General features: G+C 72.7%; 16 protein-coding genes. 8 read left to right on the top strand and 8 right to left on the bottom strand.

The window, feature by feature from the left end; all coding sequences use genetic code 11:
* The first annotated feature begins 118 nt into the window (after positions 1–118).
* Positions 119–2,176, top strand: a complete 2,058-nt coding sequence (locus AB0B72_RS17530; protein WP_367739824.1) for a protein kinase — start codon at positions 119–121, stop codon at positions 2,174–2,176.
* 37 nt (positions 2,177–2,213) lie between these two features.
* Here the strand turns inward: AB0B72_RS17530 and AB0B72_RS17525 are convergent, their stop codons facing one another.
* The 3 genes from AB0B72_RS17525 to AB0B72_RS17515 form a co-directional block, all read right to left on the bottom strand.
* Positions 2,214–3,764 (bottom strand): bifunctional 3'-5' exonuclease/DNA polymerase, encoded by a 1,551-nt coding sequence (locus AB0B72_RS17525; protein WP_367739872.1) that lies wholly within the window; start codon positions 3,762–3,764, stop codon positions 2,214–2,216.
* 264 nt (positions 3,765–4,028) lie between these two features.
* A complete protein-coding gene (locus AB0B72_RS17520; RefSeq protein WP_367739823.1) occupies positions 4,029–5,540 on the bottom strand; it encodes a metallophosphoesterase in 1,512 nt (503 codons plus the stop codon).
* 18 nt (positions 5,541–5,558) lie between these two features.
* Positions 5,559–7,124, bottom strand: coding sequence for an FAD-binding oxidoreductase (locus AB0B72_RS17515; RefSeq protein ID WP_367739871.1), 1,566 nt, complete (start codon positions 7,122–7,124; stop codon positions 5,559–5,561).
* An 87-nt stretch (positions 7,125–7,211) separates the two neighbouring features.
* Between AB0B72_RS17515 and AB0B72_RS17510 the strand changes: the two genes are divergently transcribed.
* The 3 genes from AB0B72_RS17510 to AB0B72_RS17500 all read left to right on the top strand — a co-directional run bounded on the left by AB0B72_RS17510 (position 7,212) and on the right by AB0B72_RS17500 (position 10,180).
* Positions 7,212–8,711, top strand: coding sequence for a glycerol-3-phosphate dehydrogenase/oxidase (locus tag AB0B72_RS17510; protein WP_367739822.1), 1,500 nt, complete (start codon positions 7,212–7,214; stop codon positions 8,709–8,711).
* A gap of 133 nt (positions 8,712–8,844) precedes the next feature.
* Positions 8,845–9,750, top strand: coding sequence for a sucrase ferredoxin (locus AB0B72_RS17505; RefSeq protein WP_367739821.1), 906 nt, complete (start codon positions 8,845–8,847; stop codon positions 9,748–9,750).
* A gap of 115 nt (positions 9,751–9,865) precedes the next feature.
* Complete coding sequence (locus AB0B72_RS17500) at positions 9,866–10,180, top strand: WhiB family transcriptional regulator (protein ID WP_076434697.1); 315 nt, start codon at positions 9,866–9,868, stop codon at positions 10,178–10,180.
* A gap of 90 nt (positions 10,181–10,270) precedes the next feature.
* Here the strand turns inward: AB0B72_RS17500 and AB0B72_RS17495 are convergent, their stop codons facing one another.
* The 5 genes from AB0B72_RS17495 to AB0B72_RS17475 all read right to left on the bottom strand — a co-directional run bounded on the left by AB0B72_RS17495 (position 10,271) and on the right by AB0B72_RS17475 (position 16,175).
* Entirely contained in the window at positions 10,271–10,984 is a 714-nt protein-coding gene (locus AB0B72_RS17495; protein ID WP_367739820.1) for a phosphoribosyltransferase, read from the bottom strand.
* Between the two features lie 34 nt (positions 10,985–11,018).
* Positions 11,019–12,122 (bottom strand): ribosome small subunit-dependent GTPase A, encoded by a 1,104-nt coding sequence (gene rsgA / locus AB0B72_RS17490; protein ID WP_367739819.1) that lies wholly within the window; start codon positions 12,120–12,122, stop codon positions 11,019–11,021.
* 284 nt (positions 12,123–12,406) lie between these two features.
* The gene (gene glyA, locus AB0B72_RS17485) at positions 12,407–13,666 is read right to left on the bottom strand and encodes a serine hydroxymethyltransferase (protein ID WP_367739818.1); all 1,260 of its coding nucleotides are present in this window, start codon (positions 13,664–13,666) and stop codon (positions 12,407–12,409) included.
* 149 nt (positions 13,667–13,815) lie between these two features.
* On the bottom strand, positions 13,816–15,222 hold the full coding sequence (locus AB0B72_RS17480; protein ID WP_367739817.1) for a serine/threonine-protein kinase: 1,407 nt from the start codon (positions 15,220–15,222) through the stop codon (positions 13,816–13,818).
* A gap of 53 nt (positions 15,223–15,275) precedes the next feature.
* A complete protein-coding gene (locus tag AB0B72_RS17475) occupies positions 15,276–16,175 on the bottom strand; it encodes a YihY/virulence factor BrkB family protein (protein WP_367739816.1) in 900 nt (299 codons plus the stop codon).
* 326 nt (positions 16,176–16,501) lie between these two features.
* On the opposite strand from AB0B72_RS17475, the gene AB0B72_RS17470 reads away from it, so the two are divergent.
* From AB0B72_RS17470 to AB0B72_RS17455, 4 genes are all read left to right on the top strand, one after another.
* Positions 16,502–16,633 (top strand): hypothetical protein, encoded by a 132-nt coding sequence (locus tag AB0B72_RS17470; protein ID WP_367739815.1) that lies wholly within the window; start codon positions 16,502–16,504, stop codon positions 16,631–16,633.
* Positions 16,634–16,723: 90 nt separating this feature from the next.
* A complete protein-coding gene (locus AB0B72_RS17465; protein ID WP_367739870.1) occupies positions 16,724–16,807 on the top strand; it encodes a putative leader peptide in 84 nt (27 codons plus the stop codon).
* Positions 16,808–16,954: 147 nt separating this feature from the next.
* Entirely contained in the window at positions 16,955–18,637 is a 1,683-nt protein-coding gene (locus AB0B72_RS17460; protein ID WP_367739814.1) for a nitrite/sulfite reductase, read from the top strand.
* On the top strand, positions 18,634–18,789 hold the full coding sequence (locus AB0B72_RS17455; RefSeq protein WP_142563833.1) for an Insertion element protein: 156 nt from the start codon (positions 18,634–18,636) through the stop codon (positions 18,787–18,789). The genes AB0B72_RS17460 and AB0B72_RS17455 overlap by 4 nt, the downstream gene beginning before the upstream one ends.
* Positions 18,790–18,855 lie beyond the last annotated feature (66 nt).

Here is an 18,855-nt window from a genome sequence, read left to right as displayed (position 1 = left end):
GTTGCCAACCTCAGAATCTTGTGGAATTCGCACGGTCCGTTCGGGGGATCTTGCGGATCTGGCGTGAATTGGGGACCTTTCTATGACGACCGATCGCCTGCTCGGTATGGTCCCCCCTATGCCAGAGGGTCAGGGGCCCAGGGGCGGCGTCCCGTCCGGGGCGGCCCCCGAGGGGCAGGGACGTCTCATCGGGCGGCGCTACCGGCTGCTGTCGCCGGTGGGGCGCGGGGGCATGGGGATGGTCTGGCACGCTCACGACGTGCTGCTCGACCGCGACGTCGCGGTCAAGGAGCTGATCCTGCCGTTCGGCCTGGACCACGCCGGAGCCCAGACGGCCCACCGCAGGATGCTCCGTGAGGCCAGGTCGGCGGCCAGGCTCAGCCACCCCGGCATCGTCACCGTCCACGACGTCGTCGAGGAGGACGGGCAGCCGTGGATCGTCATGGAACTCGTCCGCGCCTGGTCGCTGGAGCAGGCCGTACGGCAGAGCGGGCCGCTGCCTGTCGTCCAGGCCGCCGAGATCGGCGTCCGCGTGCTCGACGCGCTGCGCCACGCGCACGCCGCGGGGATCTTCCACCGGGACGTCAAGCCCGGCAACGTGCTGCTCACCGCCGACCGGGTGGTGCTCACCGACTTCGGCATCGCCGCGATAGAGGGCGACGTCGCGATCACCCAGACCGGGCTGCTGATGGGCTCCCCCGCCTACATCCCGCCGGAGCGCCTGCAGGGCCGCCCCATCACGCACGCCGCCGACCTTTGGTCGTTCGGCGCGACGCTGTACGCGGCCGTCGAGGGGCGGCCGCCGTACGAGGGGCCCGACGCGGTGGCCGTGCTCGGCGCTGTGCTCACGCAGGAGCCGAACCGGCCGCAGCGGGCGGGCGCCCTGCTGCCGGTGATCGAGGGCCTGCTCCGCAAGAACCCCGCGGACAGGCTTCCCGCCGCGCAGGTCGCCGACATGCTGGAGCGGGTCCTGCAGGGCCTGGGCGCCGGCCCGCGCGGCCGCGCCGCCAAGCCCGCCTCGATGCCGACCCCGCAGAACTCCACACCGGCGGGGCTGCTGCCGCCTCTGGACATCCCCTCGGGTCCGCTGCCCTCGCGCATCATCGAGACGCCCTCCGGGCCGGTGCGGGTGCCGTTCATGCCGGACGACGGCACCGGCCCCGATCCGCAGGCGGCCCAGAGCGGCGCCTCGGGGGCGCATCCGCTGTCCGGCCCGGCCTCGATGTCGGGGCCGCAGGCCATGGCGGCGTTCGACGCGTTCTCCTCCCCCTCCGGGTCCTCCCACGCGCCCGAGCGGCTCAAGGAGGGCATGTGGCCCACTCCGGCGCCGCAGGACCTTCCCGGCGGCCTCGGCGCCGGCCCCGCCGACGGCGGGGTGAGCGGGGAGTGGCCGAGCGGGGAGTGGTCCGACGCGATCTCCGGCGGCGCCGGCTCCCGGGCCCGCTCCCACGGCGGGCGGACGCCCGGCGGCCGATCGCACGGCGCGAGCGGGTCGCACTCGGCCTCACCGTCCCCGCGCAGGCGCGGGAACCGGGCGGACGCCGAGGACGAGCGGGACATCCGGTCCAAGATCCTCCTCGGTGTCGCGGGCGTCGCGGTCATCGGCGTGGTCGTCACAGTGCTGCTCGTGCTGCTGCCGAACGGCTCGGAAGAGGGCGAGCGTCCCACGGCCGCCGGGCAGGCCCAGGCGAGCACCGCGCCCCGCGCACCGGGAACGGCCGCCCAGCAGCCCCTCGCCGCCGCCGAGGCCCCCAAGGGCTACACGACCCGCACCGAGGGCGACGTGTCGGTGGCCGTGCCCAAGGAGTGGACGGCCACGGCGCAGGACGGGGCCGCCGTCTTCTCGGGCCCCAGGGACAGCGGGCAGAGGATCAAGGTCACCAAGATCGCGGACGGCAGCCTGTCGGCGCTGCGGACGGCCGAGCAGAGCCTGAACATCAGGGACTATCCGGACTACACGCAGATCCAGCTGCGCGAGGCGAGCTACCGGTGGCCGGCGGCCGACTGGGAGTACACCTACACGAACTCCCAGCAGGTGACGATCCACGCGATCACCCGCTACCTGGAGGCCGGCGGTCAGGCCTACGCGGTCACGTTCACCTCGCCCGACTACGACTGGAACGAGGCCGCCGAGCCCGTACGGCAGGCCCTGTGGAGCACGTTCACCCCCGCCTGAGCCCTCGCTCCGAGCCCCCCTGATCCCGCCGCCGGTCTCACTTCGCGTCGGCGTACCGGGTGGCGGTGACCGCCTGCATCGGGAAGCGCACGAGGGTCGGCCCGAACAGCAGCCGGGTGGCCTCCCGCGCCGCGCGGCCGACCGCCGCCCCCACCTCGGCCGCCAGATCCAGAGGGCAGTGCACGATGACCTCGTCGTGCTGGAAGAACACCAGCCGGGCGGGCTCCGGCAGAAGGCCGCGCAGCACCGCCAGCAGCGTCAGCGCCCACTCCGCCGCCGTGGCCTGCACGACGAAGTTCCGCGTGAACCTGCCGCGGTCGCGGGCCGCCCGCGTGCCCTCGGGGCCGGCGACGAGCCTGCGCCAGCGCTCGGACGCGGGCGGGCAGGTGCGGCCGAGCCACGACCTCACCAGCCGGCCCTCCTCGCCCGCCCGGGCCGCGTCCTCCACGAAGGCGTACGCCTTCGGGAAGCGCTGCCGCATGACGGCGAGCAGCTTGGGGGCGTCGCCGCTGGTCCCGCCGTACATGGCGGACAGCATGGCGATTTTGGCGGCCTCGCGCACGCCTCCGAACGCCTGGGCCAGCGCCGCGTAGAGGTCGATCTCCCCCGCGGCCCGCGCGAGGCCGTCGTCGCCGGACATCGCGGCCAGCACGCGGGGCTCCAGCTGCGCGGCGTCGGCGACGACGAGCGTCCACCCGTCGTCGGCCACCACCACCTGGCGCATGACCTTGGGGATCTGCAGAGCTCCCCCGCCGTTGGTGGCCCACCGGCCGCTGACCACCCCGCCCACGACGTACTCCGGGCGGAACCGGCCGCCCCTGACCCACTGGGCGGCCCAGGTCCAGCCGTGGAAGCTGTAGAGGCGGGCCAGCTCCTTGTAGGCGAGCAGCGGCGCCACCGCCGGGTGCTCGACGGTCTGGAGCACGCGCGAGCGAGTGGACGGGATGTCGACGCCGAGGCTCTTGAACGCCTTGACGATCTGCTGCGGGGAGTCGGGGTTGACCTGCCGCCCCAGGGCGGCGCTTATCTCGTCGGCCAGCGCCTGGAGCTTGGCGGGCCGCATGCCGTGCACCGGGCGGGGCCCCAGCATTTCGGTCAGCAGCGCGTCGTGTGCGTCCTCCCGCCACGGCATGCCGTCGTGGCCCATCTCCGCCGCGATCAGCGCGCCGGCCGACTCCGCCGCCACGAGCAGCCGGAACCGGCCCGGGTCGGGGGTGCGGGCGATCCGGCGGAGCTGGCCGGCGAACACGTCGGCGACCATGTCGGTCTCCGCCACGCCCGGCCCCTCCCGTACGGGCTCGAACAGGGTCGCCTGCGTCCCGCGGCCCTGATCGCCGTCAGGACGCTCCTCGGCGTCCTCGGGCACCGGGAGGCCGTGCGAGCGCGCATAGGCCGCCTCAGCCTGCCTGGGCTCGCCGTAGCGCCCCTCGGCGGCCAGCAGCAGCCCCTCTGTCAGCGCGACGTCGTGGCAGCGCGACAGCCGTACGCCCCGGGACAGGAGCGCGGGATAGACCCGCCGGGCGTCGGCCCACACCCAGCGCGGCGGCCCCGCGTCCGCGGCGGCCCCGGTGGCCGCGGTGTCCGTCACCGCTCCGGCATCCGCCACGGGCCCCGGCGCCGGTCCTGCGACGGCGCCGGTGACAGCGCCGACGACAGGGCCGGTGACAGGGCCGGTGACAGGGCCGGGCGGGCGGGCGGCCTCCAGCTCGCGGACCGCCGCCGCGAGGTCGGGGACCCGGACGGGCGGCTCCGGGCGCGGCCCGGGCCGGAGGCGGAGGATCGTCCCGTCCCCGTCCGGCCCGGCCGCCACCACTACGTGCACGCCTCCAGCGTGCCAGGCGGCACCGACACTTCACCCGCCGAGGGGAATCTCCACCTCGTCCTCCAGCGGGGGGTCGACCTCGTGCGCGAGACACCCGGTGGCGGCGAAGCAGCGGATCTTCAGCAGGTCGCCGGTCACCGACAGGTGCAGGAAGCTCTTGAAGAACGGCGGGGTGTCCCAGTCGGACAGCTCGGAGATCCACCGGTGGAAGGTCCGGCCCACCGGCAGGTGGAACGGCATCGGCCAGCCGCCGAGCACCCGGGCGGCCCACTTCACCCGCGCGCCGACCGGCGCGCCCGGGGTGGGCCGCGGCGGCGTGTTGCCGATCCGCCGCGACATCAGCTCCAGCCCCTCCTCCGGGGTGATGTACAGCCACCGCATCCGCAGCCACCTGCTGTAGAGCAGGCTGTAGAAGGACAGCGAGTCGCCGCGCAGCGGGTAGCAGCGGAACTCGTCCTCGTGGACGCCGCCCACCTCGACCCGGGGAATCGTGTGGGTGGCGTGCATGAACGCGCCACCCCCGCCGGACACGACGTACTGGATCAGCCGGCCGTCCACCCGCACAGGGAAGCGCTGGTAGTTGTGCACGTCGCCCCCGATGGCGGCGACGTAGTTGGCCGCCGGGTCGCGGACGATCTCGTCGACGGTCCCGCCGCCCTCGATCGCACACGGGTGGTACTCGTCGCGCACGTAGATCGGCTTGCCGGTGATCAGGATCTTGGGCCGGGGGTCGGCCGAGACGCGGCGCAGCCACTCCCCCTGCTCGCGGTCGAGCGTCCCCTTGATCCCCGTGTCGATGCCCACGAGCAGCAGCTTTCCCGTGTCGAGCACCCAGTACGGCGCGGGCAGCGTTGCCTGCTGCTCCGGGAGCGGCCGGAGGCCGCGCGCCCGCTCCAGCGCCGCCTCGTCGACGGCCTCCGGCTTCTTCCACAGCAGCCCGCGCAGCCCGCCGGGCGACAGCCGGAACCCCTGCCGCTCCGCCTTGGGCGTCCGGGCGTCGCAGAAGACCCGCATGAACCCGCCGAGCCCGTCGTACCAGTCGTGGTTGCCCGGGACGGCGTAGATCGGCGCCGGGTAGTCCTTGTAGGGACGGAAGAACTTGTCGCCGTACTCGTTGCCCGAGCCCGTCGGGTAGATCACGTCGCTGGCGATCACCGCGAACGACGTGCCCGCGCCGAGCTTGAGCAGGCCGGGGATCACCGCGTACTGGGAGGCGTCGCCCTCCCCCGTGTCCCCCAGGACGAGGAACGAGAAGTCCCCGTCCAGGCCGGTCCGGATCCGCAGGTCCGGATCGGCCCCGTTCTCCCGCTGCGCCGCCACCCACCGGCGGCGGACCTCAGGCGAGGGGTCGCCGAAGAGCTGGGCGAGGATCTCGTTGCGCGACCGCCACAGCGTCCGCGGCCTCAGCCAGCTGAACGAGTCGCGATTGGGCCGGAGCCGCTCGAACGTGCCGATCTCCTGACAGTCCCACCCGGCCCCCGACTCGGAGACCCGTGAGGAGACCTGCTTGCCCCGCGCGGCGGCCGCGCCCACTTCGGTCATGGTCCAATCTTGACGTTTTCACGGGATCAGCACACCCGGGTTGAGTATCCCCTCCGGGTCGAGCCGTTCCTTGATCCCCCGCAGGATCTCGCCGCCCAGGTCGCCGATCTCCACCGCGTACGCCTCCCGGTGGTCCCTGCCGACGCCGTGGTGGTGGGAGATCGTGCCCCCGGCCCGGAGGATCGCCTCCGAGGCCGCCCGCTTGGCCGCCGCCCACTGGCCCAGCGGGTCGGGGGCCTGGGCCGTCACCACCGTGAAGTACAGCGAGGCCCCGGTGGCGTACACGTGGGAGACGTGGCACATCACCAGTGGCGAGCCGAGGGACCCGGTGAGCGCGAGCCGTACGGCGTCGTACAGGCGCGGCAGCCCGGACCAGAAGCAGGCGGTCTCCAGGGTCTCCACGGTCGCCCCGGCGGCGAGCAGCGAGTCGCGCAGGTAGGGCGCCGAGTAGCGGCCGCGGGCCCACGCCTCCCCAGGCTCGGGGCCGAGGCAGACGCCGCCCGCCTCGGCCAGCGCCTTGGCGGCGCGCTCCCGGCGGTACGCCACGTCGCCCGGCTCGCCCTCGTAGCCCGCGACCATCAGGCAGCCGGACTCGGAGGAGGCGCCGAGCTCAGCCGGCTTGGCCAGGCCGATCATGGTCTCCGTCTCGTCCGACAGCCGGAGGACGGTCGGCCCGGCCTCCTCCTGCGCGAGGCGGCGCATGGCGGCCGTCCCCGCGGCGAACCCCCCGAACCGCCACCCCTCGTAGACCCGCAGCGACGGCGCCCGGTGGACCCGCAGCCGCAGCGAGGTGATCACGCCGAAGGCGCCCTCCGACCCGAGGATCACCTGGCGCAGGTCGGGCCCGGCGGCGGACCTGGGCGCGCGCCCCAGGTCCAGCGTGCCGCGGGGGGTGGCGACGGTCATGCCGGCCACCATGTCGTCGAAGCGGCCGTACCCGGCGGACGCCTGGCCGCTCGACCTGGCGGCGGCGAACCCGCCGAGCGTGGCGTACTCGTAGGACTGCGGGAAGTGGCCGAGCGTCAGGCCGTGGCCGGCAAGGAGCTGCTCGGCCTGCGGCGCCCGCAGGCCCGGCTCCATCTCGGCGATCATGGAGACCGGATCGGCGGAGACGAGCCGGTTCAGCCGGGCCAGGTCCAGCGCCACGACGCCCGCGAAGCCCCGGCGGGACGCGACGAGCCCGCCGACCACCGACGTCCCGCCGCCGAACGGCACGACGGCCACGCGGTGCGCCGCGCAGACCCCGAGCACCTCCACGACCTGCTGGTGGGAGCCGGGAAGCACGACGGCGTCCGGCGCGTCCGACCCGTCACCGGCCCGCATGAGCAGCAGGTCCGGCGTCGACTTGCCGCGGGTGTGGCGGATCCGCGCGTCGTCGTCGGACCGGACGTGATCGGCGCCGACGACGGCGGCCAGGAGCGTCAGCACGCCAGGCGGCAGCGTGGAGGCGTTCAGCCGCACCTCGCCGAACGTGGCGGCCGGGACGGCGGGCTCCCGCACCCCGAGGGCCTCGCCGAGCAGCCGGCGCACCGGTGCGGGCAGCTCGGCGGCCTTGGCGGGGTCGCCCCAGCCCGACCAGAGCATCGGTTCAGCGGGGGTCATCGGGGTTTCCACGACGTGCACGCCTCCAGATAGGTTACCCAAGAGTAATACGCGACCCCTGGAGAGGGCATGAATTCTTCCCTGAACGCCTCCCGCCGCGTCGCCGAGCTCGCCGAGACCCGGGAGACCGTCGCCGACGTCCTCGTCGTCGGGCTCGGGGCCACCGGCGCGGGAGCCGCGCTGGACGCCGCCTCCAGGGGGCTGTCAGTCGCCGCGATCGACGCGCACGACCTCGCCTTCGGCACCTCCCGGTGGAGCTCGAAGCTGATCCACGGCGGCCTGCGCTACCTCGCCAAGGGACAGGTAGGGGTGGCCCGCGAGAGCGCGGTCGAGCGGGGCGTCATGCTCCGCCACACCGCTCCCCACCTGGTGCGGGCCGCGCCGTACCTGCTGCCCCTCACGCCCGGGGTGACGCGCGCGCAGGCGGAGACGTTCATGGCCGGCTACCGCCTCGGCGACGCGCTGCGGGCCACGGTGGGCACGCCCAGGCGTCTGCTCCCCGGGCCGTCCCGCGTGCCCGCCTGGCGGGCGCTGGAGCTGGCCCCGCCGCTGAGCCCGTACGGCCTGCGCGGGGCCCTGCTGTCGTGGGACGGGCGGGTCGTGGACGACGCCCGGCTCGTCGTGGCCGTCGCCCGTACGGCCGCCGCCCACGGCGCGAGGATCCTCACCCGGTGCCGGGCGCTGTCGCTGTCGGGTGACGGAGCCCAGGTGCGCGACGAGCTGACCGGCGCCGAGTTCGGCATCCGGGCCCGGGCCGTGATCAACGCGACCGGCGTCTGGGCGGGCGGGCTCGTCCCCTCGGTGGAGCTGCGCCCCTCCAGGGGCACCCACCTGGTGCTGCGGCCCGGCGCGCTCGGCGCGCTGCGCGTGGGGATGCACGTGCCGATCCCGGGTGAGAGCAACCGCTTCGCCCTCGTGCTCCCCCAGCCCGGCGGGCGGGTCTACGTGGGGCTCACGGACGAGCCGCTGGAAGGCGAGGTCCCCGACGTGCCGGAGGTCCCGGAGGGCGACGTGAGCTTCCTGCTCGGAGTCCTCGGCTCGGTGCTGGACCGGCCGCTGGGGCGCGGCGACGTGGCGGGGGCGTTCGCCGGGCTGCGCCCGCTGCTCGCCGCTCCCGGCGGAGGCCCCACGTCCGACGTGTCCCGCCGCCACGCGGTGCTGCGGTCACCTGATGGGGTCGTGACGGTCGTGGGCGGCAAGCTCACCACCTACCGCCGGATGGCGCAGGACGCGGTCGACGCGGCCTGCCCGCGCTCCGGCCCCAGCCGCACGGCACGGCTGCCGCTCGTCGGCGCGCGGCCCGGCCCCCGGCGCGCGGACGTGCCGTCCCGGCTGGTGGAGCGCTACGGCGCGGAGGCGGCGGCCGTGCACGACCTCGCCGTGCAGGACCCGGCGCTCGCCGAGCCGGTGGCCGCCGGGATCACCCGCGCGGAGCTCGTCTGGGGCGTGCGCCACGAGGGGGCGCTGGACACCGGGGACCTCCTCGACCGGCGTACCCGGATCGGCCTGGTGCCAGAGGACAGGGCCGCCGCGCTCCCCGCCGCCGAGGCCGCCCTCTCGGGCTCCTGACCGCGGCCGGCTCCGCGTCCGCGGAGCGTCGGAGTCCCTCGGCCCCCGGGCCGCGGACCCGGTCCGGGGGGTGCTTGACGCGGTTCGCTAAGGTTAGTCTTACCTTAGTACCGCGTGGGAGAGGCGGGATTTGATGGCCAACGGCTGCGAGCATCCCCGCTCGCTGCACACCGGTGAGGCGCCGATCCTCGCCAGCGCGACCACCAAGGCCCGTTTCTGGCTGCTCATCGAGCACTCCGGACCCTGGGCGTCCCATCTCGAGGAATGCCGGGTGCCCGCCGAGGCGCGCACCCTGATCGACCGGGCCACGGCGCTCGGGATCCGGCCTCAGCTGATCCGCCGTCCCGGCCGCCGCGGGGCGTCCGAGGGCGCGCTGCACGTCTTCGTCGGCTCCTCCACGGGCGCCGAGCCGTGGCTCGCGGAGGGCTCCGTCACCCACGCGGACGATCTTGACCTGGACTCGGTCGTGCGCGGAGTGGTTCCGGAGTCCTGCATACTGGTGAAAGAGCCGGTGTTCCTGGTCTGCACCCACGGCAAGCGCAACGCGTGCTGTGCTCGCACAGGGCTCCCGCTGGCGCGGTTCCTTGGTGAGAACCTGCCCGGCGAAGTGTGGGAAACCACACATGTGGGCGGCGATCGATACGCCGCCAACCTCGTATGCTTGCCACACGGGCTTTACTACGGCAGCATGTCTCAGGCTGCTGCGATCGCGGCGGCAAACGCGTACCGGCACGGCGGGGTCGTTCTCGACCGTTACCGGGGACGCGCGGGTATCCCTGAGCCACTGCAAGCCGCCGAGCATTTCGTCCGGTCCCACACCGGCGAGCTCTCGGTCGGCGGGGTGGCCGTGGAATCCTCCCGGTCGGAAGGCGACGCCACGGTCTGCGTCGTGCGCTGCACGACGCTCCGCGGGATGTCGCGATTTCGGGTGGTGGTCGAACCCGCGGTGTTCACAGCACCGTGCGGTACGGCCTGCGCCGACGAGATCTCGACCTACAGGTTGGCCGAACTGAGGCAGCTCACGCCGGTTTTGACCTGAGGGCTCCGTCCGGAGCCGGGAACACCACGGCTTGTCCCGGCGTTGGCACAAGGGACGCCACAAGCGTCCAATGCGGCATAAACACTGAAATACCTCTCACCAAAGGTGGTTTCTCATGTCTCAGGTACGTCGGCAGCTCGCCCGCCCGCGCCCCAGCTGGGGTTGGCAGGATGATGCCGCGTGCCGGGGAGAGGACCTCGTGCTGTTCTTCGGTCCTGACGGAGAGCGTCAGCCGGAGCGCGACATCCGAGAGCGCAAGGCGAAGGCCATCTGCGCGCAGTGTCCTGTTCGCGCGGAATGCCTTGACTACGCCCTGTCCCGTCCGGAGAAGTACGGCACCTGGGGCGGGCTCAACGAGGACGAGCGCGCCTCCGAGCGCCGTCGCCGCATGCGCCGCGCCGCGAGCGCCGGCATCAGCGCCGTCGCCTGAGCCGTCTTCCCCCTTCCCCGACACGCGTCAGGCGGGCCCGTGGGGTGTGCCGCATCCCCCAGAGGCGGACACCCGCGGGTCAGCCACCTGTCAGCCACCGCTTGTGCCGGCCCCGGGTTCCCCCCGGGGCCTGCTCATTTGCGCCGCCTCCGCCACGGCCAGCAGTGCGAGCACGTCGTCGTCGGTGAGCTGGTCGAACCGCTCATACCACTGCCCCACGGCGCGGAACCCCCGCGGCGTGGCGAGCACGACGACGCGGTCCGCCTCCTCCCGCAGCAGCGCCACGGTGTCGGCGGCCGCCACCGGGACCGCCAGCGTGACGGTGCCCCGTCCCTCCTGCCGCGCCCGGACCGCCCGGACGGCCGCGCGGGCGGTGCCCCCCGTCGCGAGGCCGTCGTCCACCACGATCACGTCGCGTCCGCCGAGCCCGGGCAGCGGCCGATCCCCCCGGTAGGCCCTCACCCGCCGGACCAGCTCGCGGCGCTCCCGCTCCACCACCCAGTCGACGTCGCGCGGCTCCATGGTCAGCCTGCCGAGCAGCTGCAGGTCGAAGACGGGCTCGCCGCCCTCGGCGATCGCCCCCACGCCGAGCTCCGGCTGGCCCGGATACCCGATCTTCCTGGTCACCAGGACGTCGAGCGCCACCCCCAGCCGCCCGGCGACGGGCACGGCCACCGCCACACCGCCACGCGGCAGCGCGAGCACCACCGGATCCTCCAGGCCCATGCCGGAGAGGACCTCGGCGAGCAGTGCCCCCGCCTCCGCGCGGTCGGTGAACGGCAGCCGCACCCGGATCGAGCTCACAAGCCGGGCATACCCGTCATCCCGTCCGGCATCCTCATGGGCGGGATCTGCCGCGCATCTGCTTGTGAATGGTCTTCCATTTGCGGGTCTCCTCGCTGCGCAGCCGGGCGTCGGTGCGCCGCGCCATCCACGCCGCCTCACGCTGGAGCTTGTTCCAGCTGGCCAGGCGGCGTTCGGGCAGCTCGCCCGACTCCACCGCCGCCTGTACGGCGCAGCCCGGCTCCTCCTGGTGACGGCAGTCGGAGAACCGGCAGCTGCCCGCCAGCTCCTCGATGTCGGAGAAGACCATGTCGACGCCGTCGCTCATCTCGTACAGGCCGACCCGGCGGATGCCGGGGGTGTCGATGACGAGCCCGCCCCCGGACAGCGGGATGAGCTGCCGGTGGACGGTGGTGTGCCTGCCGCGACCGTCGGCCGCCCTGATGTGCTGGGTCTCCATCACCTCGCCCTCCGCGAGGGCGTTGACGAGCGTGGACTTCCCCGCGCCCGACGGGCCCAGCACGACGGCGGTCTTGGCGCCGTCCAGGTAGGAGCGGACCAGGGCCACCCCCTCGCCGGTCGGTGAGCAGACCGCGTGGACGTCCACTCCGGGGGCGGCGGAGGCCACGTCGGCCAGCAGGTCGCGCAGCCCGTCCTCCCCGCCGGGGCCGAACAGGTCGGCCTTGGTGATGAGCACGACCGGCGTGCCGCCGCTCTCCCAGGCGAGCGCCACGAGGCGCTCGATCCTGCCGAGATCGGCGAAGTCGGTGGAGTGCATGGACGGCTCGGCGACGAAGACGACGTCGACGTTGGCGGCGAGGACCTGGCCCTGGCCGTCGCCGGACAGCCCGCCTCTGGAGACGCGGCCGACACCGCCCCTGACGAAGGCCGACCCGCGCGGGAGGACCTCCGCCAGCTCGTAGCGGCCCTCGTCGAGCCAGGTGAGCGCGGCCCAGTCCCCCACGCAGGGCAGGGCGACCGGGTCGGCGGCGGCGGAACGCCGGACGCGGGCGCCGTACCGGACCTGGTGCTCCCCGTCGGCGGCGAGCACCTCGGCGGCGCCCCTGTCGACGCGGGCGACCCGGGCCGGGACGGTGCCCTCGGGCAGCAGCGCCGCCAGACCGTCGTGCCAGCCGAGAAGAGAAAGATCGTAAGACACTGCTGTGAACACCCTTCGGGAACCGGGTGTCCCAGCGAGAAGCTCTAGGCGGGCACCCGGGAGTTGACGGACGGCATGGTCGTCAGAAAGACCCGCATGGTCCTCACCTCCCTGTGCTCCCGGCCTGTGATCCGGCCTGTGCTCACTACTTGTGCTCACTGCCGCCGTACGCGGCATGGCCGAACAGTAACGCACCGCCCGGCCCCCCGCGCAACCCATTAAACGGCGACGTCCCGGAGGCGCGGGAAGGCATCTCCGGGACGTCGGCGGACGTCGGCTGATCGTCAGGACAGGCCGGGTGCCGGGAACTTCCCGGTCAGCTCGGTGACCTCCCCGTGGACGCGCGCGATCACGTCCTCGGCGTCGCCCGCGGCGACGGCCGTGACGACCTCGTCGATCCACGCGCCGATCTGGCGCATCTCCGCCACGCCCATGCCGCGCGAAGTGACCGACGGGGTGCCGATGCGGATGCCCGAGGGGTCGAACGGCTTGCGCGGGTCGAACGGCACGGCGTTGTAGTTGGTCTCCAGGCCGGCCCGGTCGAGCGCCTGGGCCGCCGGCTTGCCGCCGACCCCCTTGGACGTGATGTCCATCAGGATCAGGTGGTTGTCCGTGCCCCCGGAGACCAGGTCGAAGCCGCGGGCCGTCAGCTCCTCGGCGAGCGCCTTGGCGTTCTCCACGACCTGGGCGGCGTACGCCTTGAAGTCCGGCCGGGCCGCCTCGTGGAGCGCGACGGCGATCGCGGCCGTGGTGTGGTTGTGCGGGCCGCCCTGCAGGCCGGGGAAGACGGCCTTGTTGAGGGCCGTCGCGTGCTCGTCGGCCGTGGCCATGAGCATGGCGCCGCGCGGGCCGCGCAGGGTCTTGTGGGTGGTCGTGGAGATCACGTCGGCGTGGCCCACCGGCGACGGGTGGGCGCCGCCGGCGACCAGGCCCGCGATGTGCGCGATGTCGGCCGCGAGCACCGCGCCGACCTCACGGGCGATCTCCGCGAACGCCGGGAAGTCGATGGTGCGCGGGATCGCCGTGCCGCCACAGAAGATCAGCTTGGGCCGGTGCTCAAGCGCCAGCGAGCGCACCTCGTCCATGTCGATGCGGCCGGTCTCCTTGCGCACGCCGTACCGGACCGCGTTGAACCACTTACCGGTGGCCGAGACCGACCAGCCGTGGGTGAGGTGACCGCCGAACGGCAGGCCCATGCCGAGCACGGTGTCCCCCGGGCTGAGGAACGCCATGTAGATCGCGAGGTTGGCGGGCGAGCCCGAGTACGGCTGGACGTTGGCGTGGTTCACGCCGAAGACCGCCTTGGCCCGCTCGACGGCCAGCGTCTCGATCTGGTCGATGACCTGCTGGCCCTCGTAGTACCGCTTGCCGGGATAGCCCTCGGAGTACTTGTTGGTGAGGACGGTCCCCGTCGCCTCCAGCACGGCCCTGGACACGTAGTTCTCGGATGCGATCAGCTTGACGGTGTCGGCCTGCCGCCGCTCCTCCGCCCGGATCAGCCCGGCGATCTCGGGATCGACGGCGTTGAGCGAGTCTCCAGCCATGGCGCCTTCCTTGTCCACGTCGACGAGGGCGGCGACCCAGGCGCACGGCCTCCGCGTATTCGCTCCCTGGTGGTGCCCCACCTAGCGACGCGCCCCTCGGGCACGCCAGCGCCAGTCGCGACGTCCCCACTTTATCGGAGCATTCCCGCTCATTCATCGGAGACGGGAACGTCCGAGAACAGTCCGAGCCCCGGGAGGTCGACGTCGACCGTCTCCAACTCCGTGGGAACGTCCGCGTAGGTGGCCCACAGGGACAGCGAGTCGCCGGGTTTGAGCCAGTTGGCCGGCACCTCGGCGCACAGGCAGACGCCGTCCTTGCTGGCTGGGAGGTACTTCGTCCCACTGGGCGGGTCGACGAGGGCCACCTTCGAACCCTGCTCCCCCACCATGTCACGTGGCCACCACTGCCCCTCGGTCCCCATCAGCTTGACCGTGATCTCGACTCTCACCGAGGTGCCCCTCCGCCGTACGGAGTCGACCGTCCCCTTGAGCGGGATGCCGTCGAACTGGACGTCGCGGGTCGCCACCGGCCCGGTGGGCTTCGAACCGCCGCCCCACCCCCTGTTGCCGAGGACGACGAACAGGACCACGGCGGCGACGGCGACGAACGCCCCGGCGGCCGCCACGGGAAGCCATCGGCGGCGGCCCGCGGCCACCGGCGGGTCCTCGCGCCTGGTCGCCTCCGACGGGGCCGCGGTCCAGGTGTCGCCCACGATCCGGGTGGCGGTCTCGACGTCGGTCTTCTCCTGGCCGAGGAGCCGGTCGAGGAGCTGCTGGGCGGTGGGCCTGCGCGCCGGGTCCTTGTCCAGCGCCCGCTCGACCAGCGGCCGGAGGCGCTCGTCGAGCCCGTCCAGCCGCGGCACGTGGTTGACCACCCGGTACAGCACCTCCGCCGTCGCGCCGCCTCCGAACGGCGGGCGGCCGGTGCCCGCGTACGCGATCACGCAGCCCCACGCGAACACGTCCGCCGCCGCGGTGACCGGCTCACCGCCGGCCTGCTCGGGCGACATGTAGCTCGGCGTGCCGATCATCAGGCCGGTCTGCTCCCCGAGCGTGTCGGCGAGCTGGGCGATGCCGAAGTCGATCACCCTGGGCCCGACGGGCGCGAGCAGGATGTTGGACGGCTTGAGGTCGCGGTGCACGACGCCCGCCCGGTGGATCGCCGCCAGGGCCGTGGCCACGCCGACCGAGAGGGCGTCCAGGTTCGACCCGGTCAGGGGCCCCTGCGCGTCGACCACGGCCGACAGGTCGGGGCCTTCGACGTACTCGGTCACCAGGTAGTGCCGGTCACCGTCGAGCCCGGCGTCGAGGAGGGGCGCGGTGCAGAACCGGGCCACCCGCTTGGCGGCCTCCGCCTCCTTGCGGAACCTGGCACGGAACTCCTCGTGCGCGGCCAGCTCGGAGCGCATGACCTTGACCGCGACCTGACGGCCGGCGGCGTCGTGGGCGAGGTAGACGATCCCCATGCCGCCCTCGCCGAGACGCCGGACGGGAACGTAGGGACCGATCATCCGCCGCTGGGTCGCGGAGGCGTCGTGCGAGGAAGGCAGCGTCACCGGTCCATCCTCCCGAACCGGCTGCCGTTCCGGTAAATATCAGGAAAAGCGGATCAAGACGCCTTGTTCCCGCGGGGGTGGCGCACCGCGCCGTTCAGCGGCCACATGCGGTCCACCTCGGCGTTGAGCGTCGCCCCGATGAGGACGGCCAGCGCGGTGATGTAGAGCCAGAGCAGGACGGCGATCGGGGCCGCCAGCGAGCCGTAGATCGACAGAGGGGTGAACCACGCCGCCAGCACCTCACGCAGGACGGCCGCGCAGAGGATCCAGATGACAAGGGCGAGCGCCGCCCCCGGCACCTCGCGCCACCAGCGCGTACGTCTGGGCACGCTGACGTGGTAGAGCAGGGTGAGCATCAGCACCGAGCCGAGCACCACCACCGGCCAGTAGAAGACGGCCACGAGCACGGCGTACCGGGGCAGCGCGTTGGACAGCAGGGTGGGGCCGACGACCAGGATCGGCATCACGACCAGGCCGATCAGCAGCGCGGCCAGGTAGAGCACGAAGGACAGGACGCGGGTGCGGATGATCCCCCTGGTCTCCCCCAGGCCGTACGCGATGGAAATCAGATCCACGTAGACGAATAAAGCGCGCGATCCAGACCACAGAGACAGCAGGAACCCGACGGAGATCAGTGAGACCTGCCCGCCGCTCAGCACGTCGGTCAACAGCGGCCTGACCACCCTGTCCACCGTGTTGCCGGTGAACAGCAGCTCCGACTGGTCGATGACCCACTGCTTGATCTCGGCGACCGTCTCGTTGCCGAGCATGCCGCTCAGGTGGCCCATGACGCCGAGGAGCCCGAGCACGAACGGCGGGAGCGACAGGAGCGCGAAGAACGCCGCCTCACCGGCGAGCCCGGTCACGCGGTAGTTGACCCCCGCCATCGTCGTCGACTTCACCAGCGCCCAGACGCTGGTGCCGCCGATCGAGGTGAGGCGGGCGCGGGCCATCTCCATGCCTCGGCGCGAGATGTGCCGCGGCCTGCGTCTCGGCGCGTCCGTGGAGGTCATTGCACCCAACCGGTCATAAGAACTGGAGCCCTACCCGCTGCGGCGGCGGTTACTACGGGACCTCGGGCGGATCACGCGCCCGGGATGCCGACGCCAACAATAGGGGCGGTCGCGCCCTCCCGCGAGGATGGCCCGCGTTCGCCGGCCGGGAAGCACGGTCCCGCCGGCGATGGCCCCCGACAATGGCCGCTGACGTGGACACGCCCATGTCATCTGCCCGTGACGTACGGCTCACGCCGATGTGACCGGCGCGGGACAATGGAGTCATGATCTGTGAAGCGTGCCGGGACCGCAGACACGAGGAGTGCCGGGGCGGGTCATGGTGCGACTGCCAGCACCAGCGGCCCGCCGGCGCCGGGGACGCCGAGCCGCCGGAGAACTGGGTCCGCCAGGGCTGAGCCGCCACTCGCCGTGTTCGTTCCGTGTTACAGTCCCGCATCTTGGACACGAACTTGGACATCCAGGATCTCCGAGGTATTGTTCAGGACATGCCAGCGGACCCGTTGCTCGTCGTGCGACGCCACGTCGATCTCCTGCGTGTCCGTAGCGCGATCTGTACCGACGCCGGCTGACCGTCGCCCTCCGCTGTTCCACAGGGCGCGTGGCCAGGCGTCTTTTTCATGCCCCTCACTCTCGACGACGAGGTGACAGGCCGCGCCCGCGCCCCGCGTCCTCCGCAGACCGATCATGACGACCGAGCCTCGGAGAAGGACGTGCCCATGAGCACCCCGGCCCGCCCGGCGAACCGCCACCACAAGCGCCCGCGCGGCGAGGGCCAATGGGCTCTCGGTTACCGGGAGCCGTTGAACAAGAACGAGGAGAACAAGAAGAACGACGACGGGCTCAACGTCCGTCAGCGGATCATCGACATCTACTCCAAGCGCGGCTTCGACTCGATCGACCCCGCCGACCTGCGGGGCCGCATGCGGTGGTACGGCCTGTACACGCAGCGCAAGCCCGGCATCGACGGCGGCAAGACCGCGATCCTGGAGCCGGAGGAGCTCGACGACCGCTACTTCATGCTCCGCGTCCGCATCGACGGCGGCCAGCTGAGCCTGGAGCAGCTCCGGGCGATCGCCGACATCTCCAACGACTACGCCAGGGGCACCGCCGACATCACCGACCGGCAGAACATCCAGCTCCACTGGATCGAGATCGAGTCGGTCCCGGACATCTGGGAGCGGCTGGAGGCCGTGGGGCTGTCGACCATGGAGGCCTGCGGCGACACCCCCCGCGTCATCCTCGGCTGCCCGCTGGCGGGGATCGACGCCGGCGAGGTCGTCGACGGCACGCCGCAGATCCACGACATCGACGAGCGGTACATCGGGGACGCCGCGTTCTCCAACCTGCCGCGCAAGTTCAAGACGGCGATCAGCGGCTGCCCGTCCCACTGCACGGTCCACGAGATCAACGACGTGGCGTTCGTCGGCGTCGTGAACGAGCGCGGCGAGCAGGGCTTCGACGTGTGGGTCGGCGGCGGGCTGTCGACCAACCCGATGTTCGCCAAGCGGCTGGGGGCCTTCGTCCGGCCCGAGCAGGTGCACGAGGTGTGGGCCGGGGTCTGCGGCATCTTCCGCGACTACGGCTACCGCCGCCTGCGTCACCGGGCGAGGATCAAGTTCCTCGTGAACGACTGGGGCGCCGAGAAGTTCCGCCAGGTCCTGGAGACGGAGTACCTGAAGTACGCCCTCCCGGACGGTCCCGCCCCGCACGCGCCGCGCGGCGGCCGCCGCGACCACGTCGGCGTCCACCCGCAGCGCGACGGCAGGTTCTACGTCGGCTTCGCCCCGAAGGTGGGGCGGGTGGACGGCGACACGCTGCACCGGATCGCCGACATCGCCGAGCGTCACGGCTCCGCCCGGGTGCGGACCACCGTCGAGCAGAAGATGGTCATCCTGGACGTCGCCGAGGACCAGGTGGACTCGGTCGTCGGCGAGCTGGAGGCCGCCGGCCTCCAGGTCAACGCGTCCACGTTCCGCCGCCAGACGATGGCCTGCACGGGCATCGAGTACTGCAAGCTCGCGATCGTGGAGACCAAGGCCACCGCGTCCACGCTCATCGACGAGCTGGAGCGGCGCCTGCCCGACTTCGCCGAGCCGCTGACGATCAACGTCAACGGCTGCCCCAACTCCTGCGCCCGCATCCAGGTCGCCGACATCGGCCTCAAGGGCCAGCTCGTGGTCAACGACAAGGGCGAGCAGGTCGAGGGGTTCCAGGTCCACCTGGGCGGGTCGATGGGCCTCAACCCGACCTTCGGCCGCAAGGTCCGCGGGCTCAAGGCCACGGCGGAGGAGCTGCCCGACTACGTGGAGCGGGTCGTGCGCAACTTCGACAAGCAGCGCAACGAGGGCGAGACGTTCAGCGAGTGGGTCCAGCGCGCCGACGAGAACGACCTCAAATGAGCACAGAGCGGGCGGCGCCGTTCTACTGCCCGTACTGCGGCGAGGAGGACCTGGAGCCGTACGTCACCGAGGAGGAGAGCCACGGATGGTACTGCCGGTCGTGTGCCCGTGCCTTCCGGGTGAAATTCCTCGGGCTGGGTGTGCGTTCGTGAACGGCAAGGGCTTTTCCTCCGACGATCCGACGATCCGATGAATGAGTTGACCAGGTGCGGGGAGTA

Origin of the sequence: Microbispora sp. NPDC049125 (assembly GCF_040802045.1) — a bacterium.
Taxonomy (GTDB): Bacteria; Actinomycetota; Actinomycetes; order Streptosporangiales; family Streptosporangiaceae; genus Microbispora.
The sequence above is the reverse complement of the archived record's forward strand: the minus strand, read 5'-3'. Positions and strand labels throughout refer to the sequence as shown.

Coding starts and splice junctions, on each gene's coding strand:
- AB0B72_RS17530 (WP_367739824.1), top strand. CDS start 119: ATGCCAGAGGGTCAGGGGCCCAGGGGCGGCGTCCCGTCCGGGGCGGCC.
- AB0B72_RS17520 (WP_367739823.1), bottom strand. CDS start 5,540: ATGACCGAAGTGGGCGCGGCCGCCGCGCGGGGCAAGCAGGTCTCCTCA.
- AB0B72_RS17515 (WP_367739871.1), bottom strand. CDS start 7,124: ATGCTCTGGTCGGGCTGGGGCGACCCCGCCAAGGCCGCCGAGCTGCCC.
- AB0B72_RS17510 (WP_367739822.1), top strand. CDS start 7,212: ATGAATTCTTCCCTGAACGCCTCCCGCCGCGTCGCCGAGCTCGCCGAG.
- AB0B72_RS17505 (WP_367739821.1), top strand. CDS start 8,845: ATGGCCAACGGCTGCGAGCATCCCCGCTCGCTGCACACCGGTGAGGCG.
- AB0B72_RS17500 (WP_076434697.1), top strand. CDS start 9,866: ATGTCTCAGGTACGTCGGCAGCTCGCCCGCCCGCGCCCCAGCTGGGGT.
- glyA (WP_367739818.1), bottom strand. CDS start 13,666: ATGGCTGGAGACTCGCTCAACGCCGTCGATCCCGAGATCGCCGGGCTG.
- AB0B72_RS17475 (WP_367739816.1), bottom strand. CDS start 16,175: ATGGCCCGCGCCCGCCTCACCTCGATCGGCGGCACCAGCGTCTGGGCG.
- AB0B72_RS17470 (WP_367739815.1), top strand. CDS start 16,502: ATGATCTGTGAAGCGTGCCGGGACCGCAGACACGAGGAGTGCCGGGGC.
- AB0B72_RS17465 (WP_367739870.1), top strand. CDS start 16,724: ATGCCAGCGGACCCGTTGCTCGTCGTGCGACGCCACGTCGATCTCCTG.
- AB0B72_RS17460 (WP_367739814.1), top strand. CDS start 16,955: ATGAGCACCCCGGCCCGCCCGGCGAACCGCCACCACAAGCGCCCGCGC.
- AB0B72_RS17455 (WP_142563833.1), top strand. CDS start 18,634: ATGAGCACAGAGCGGGCGGCGCCGTTCTACTGCCCGTACTGCGGCGAG.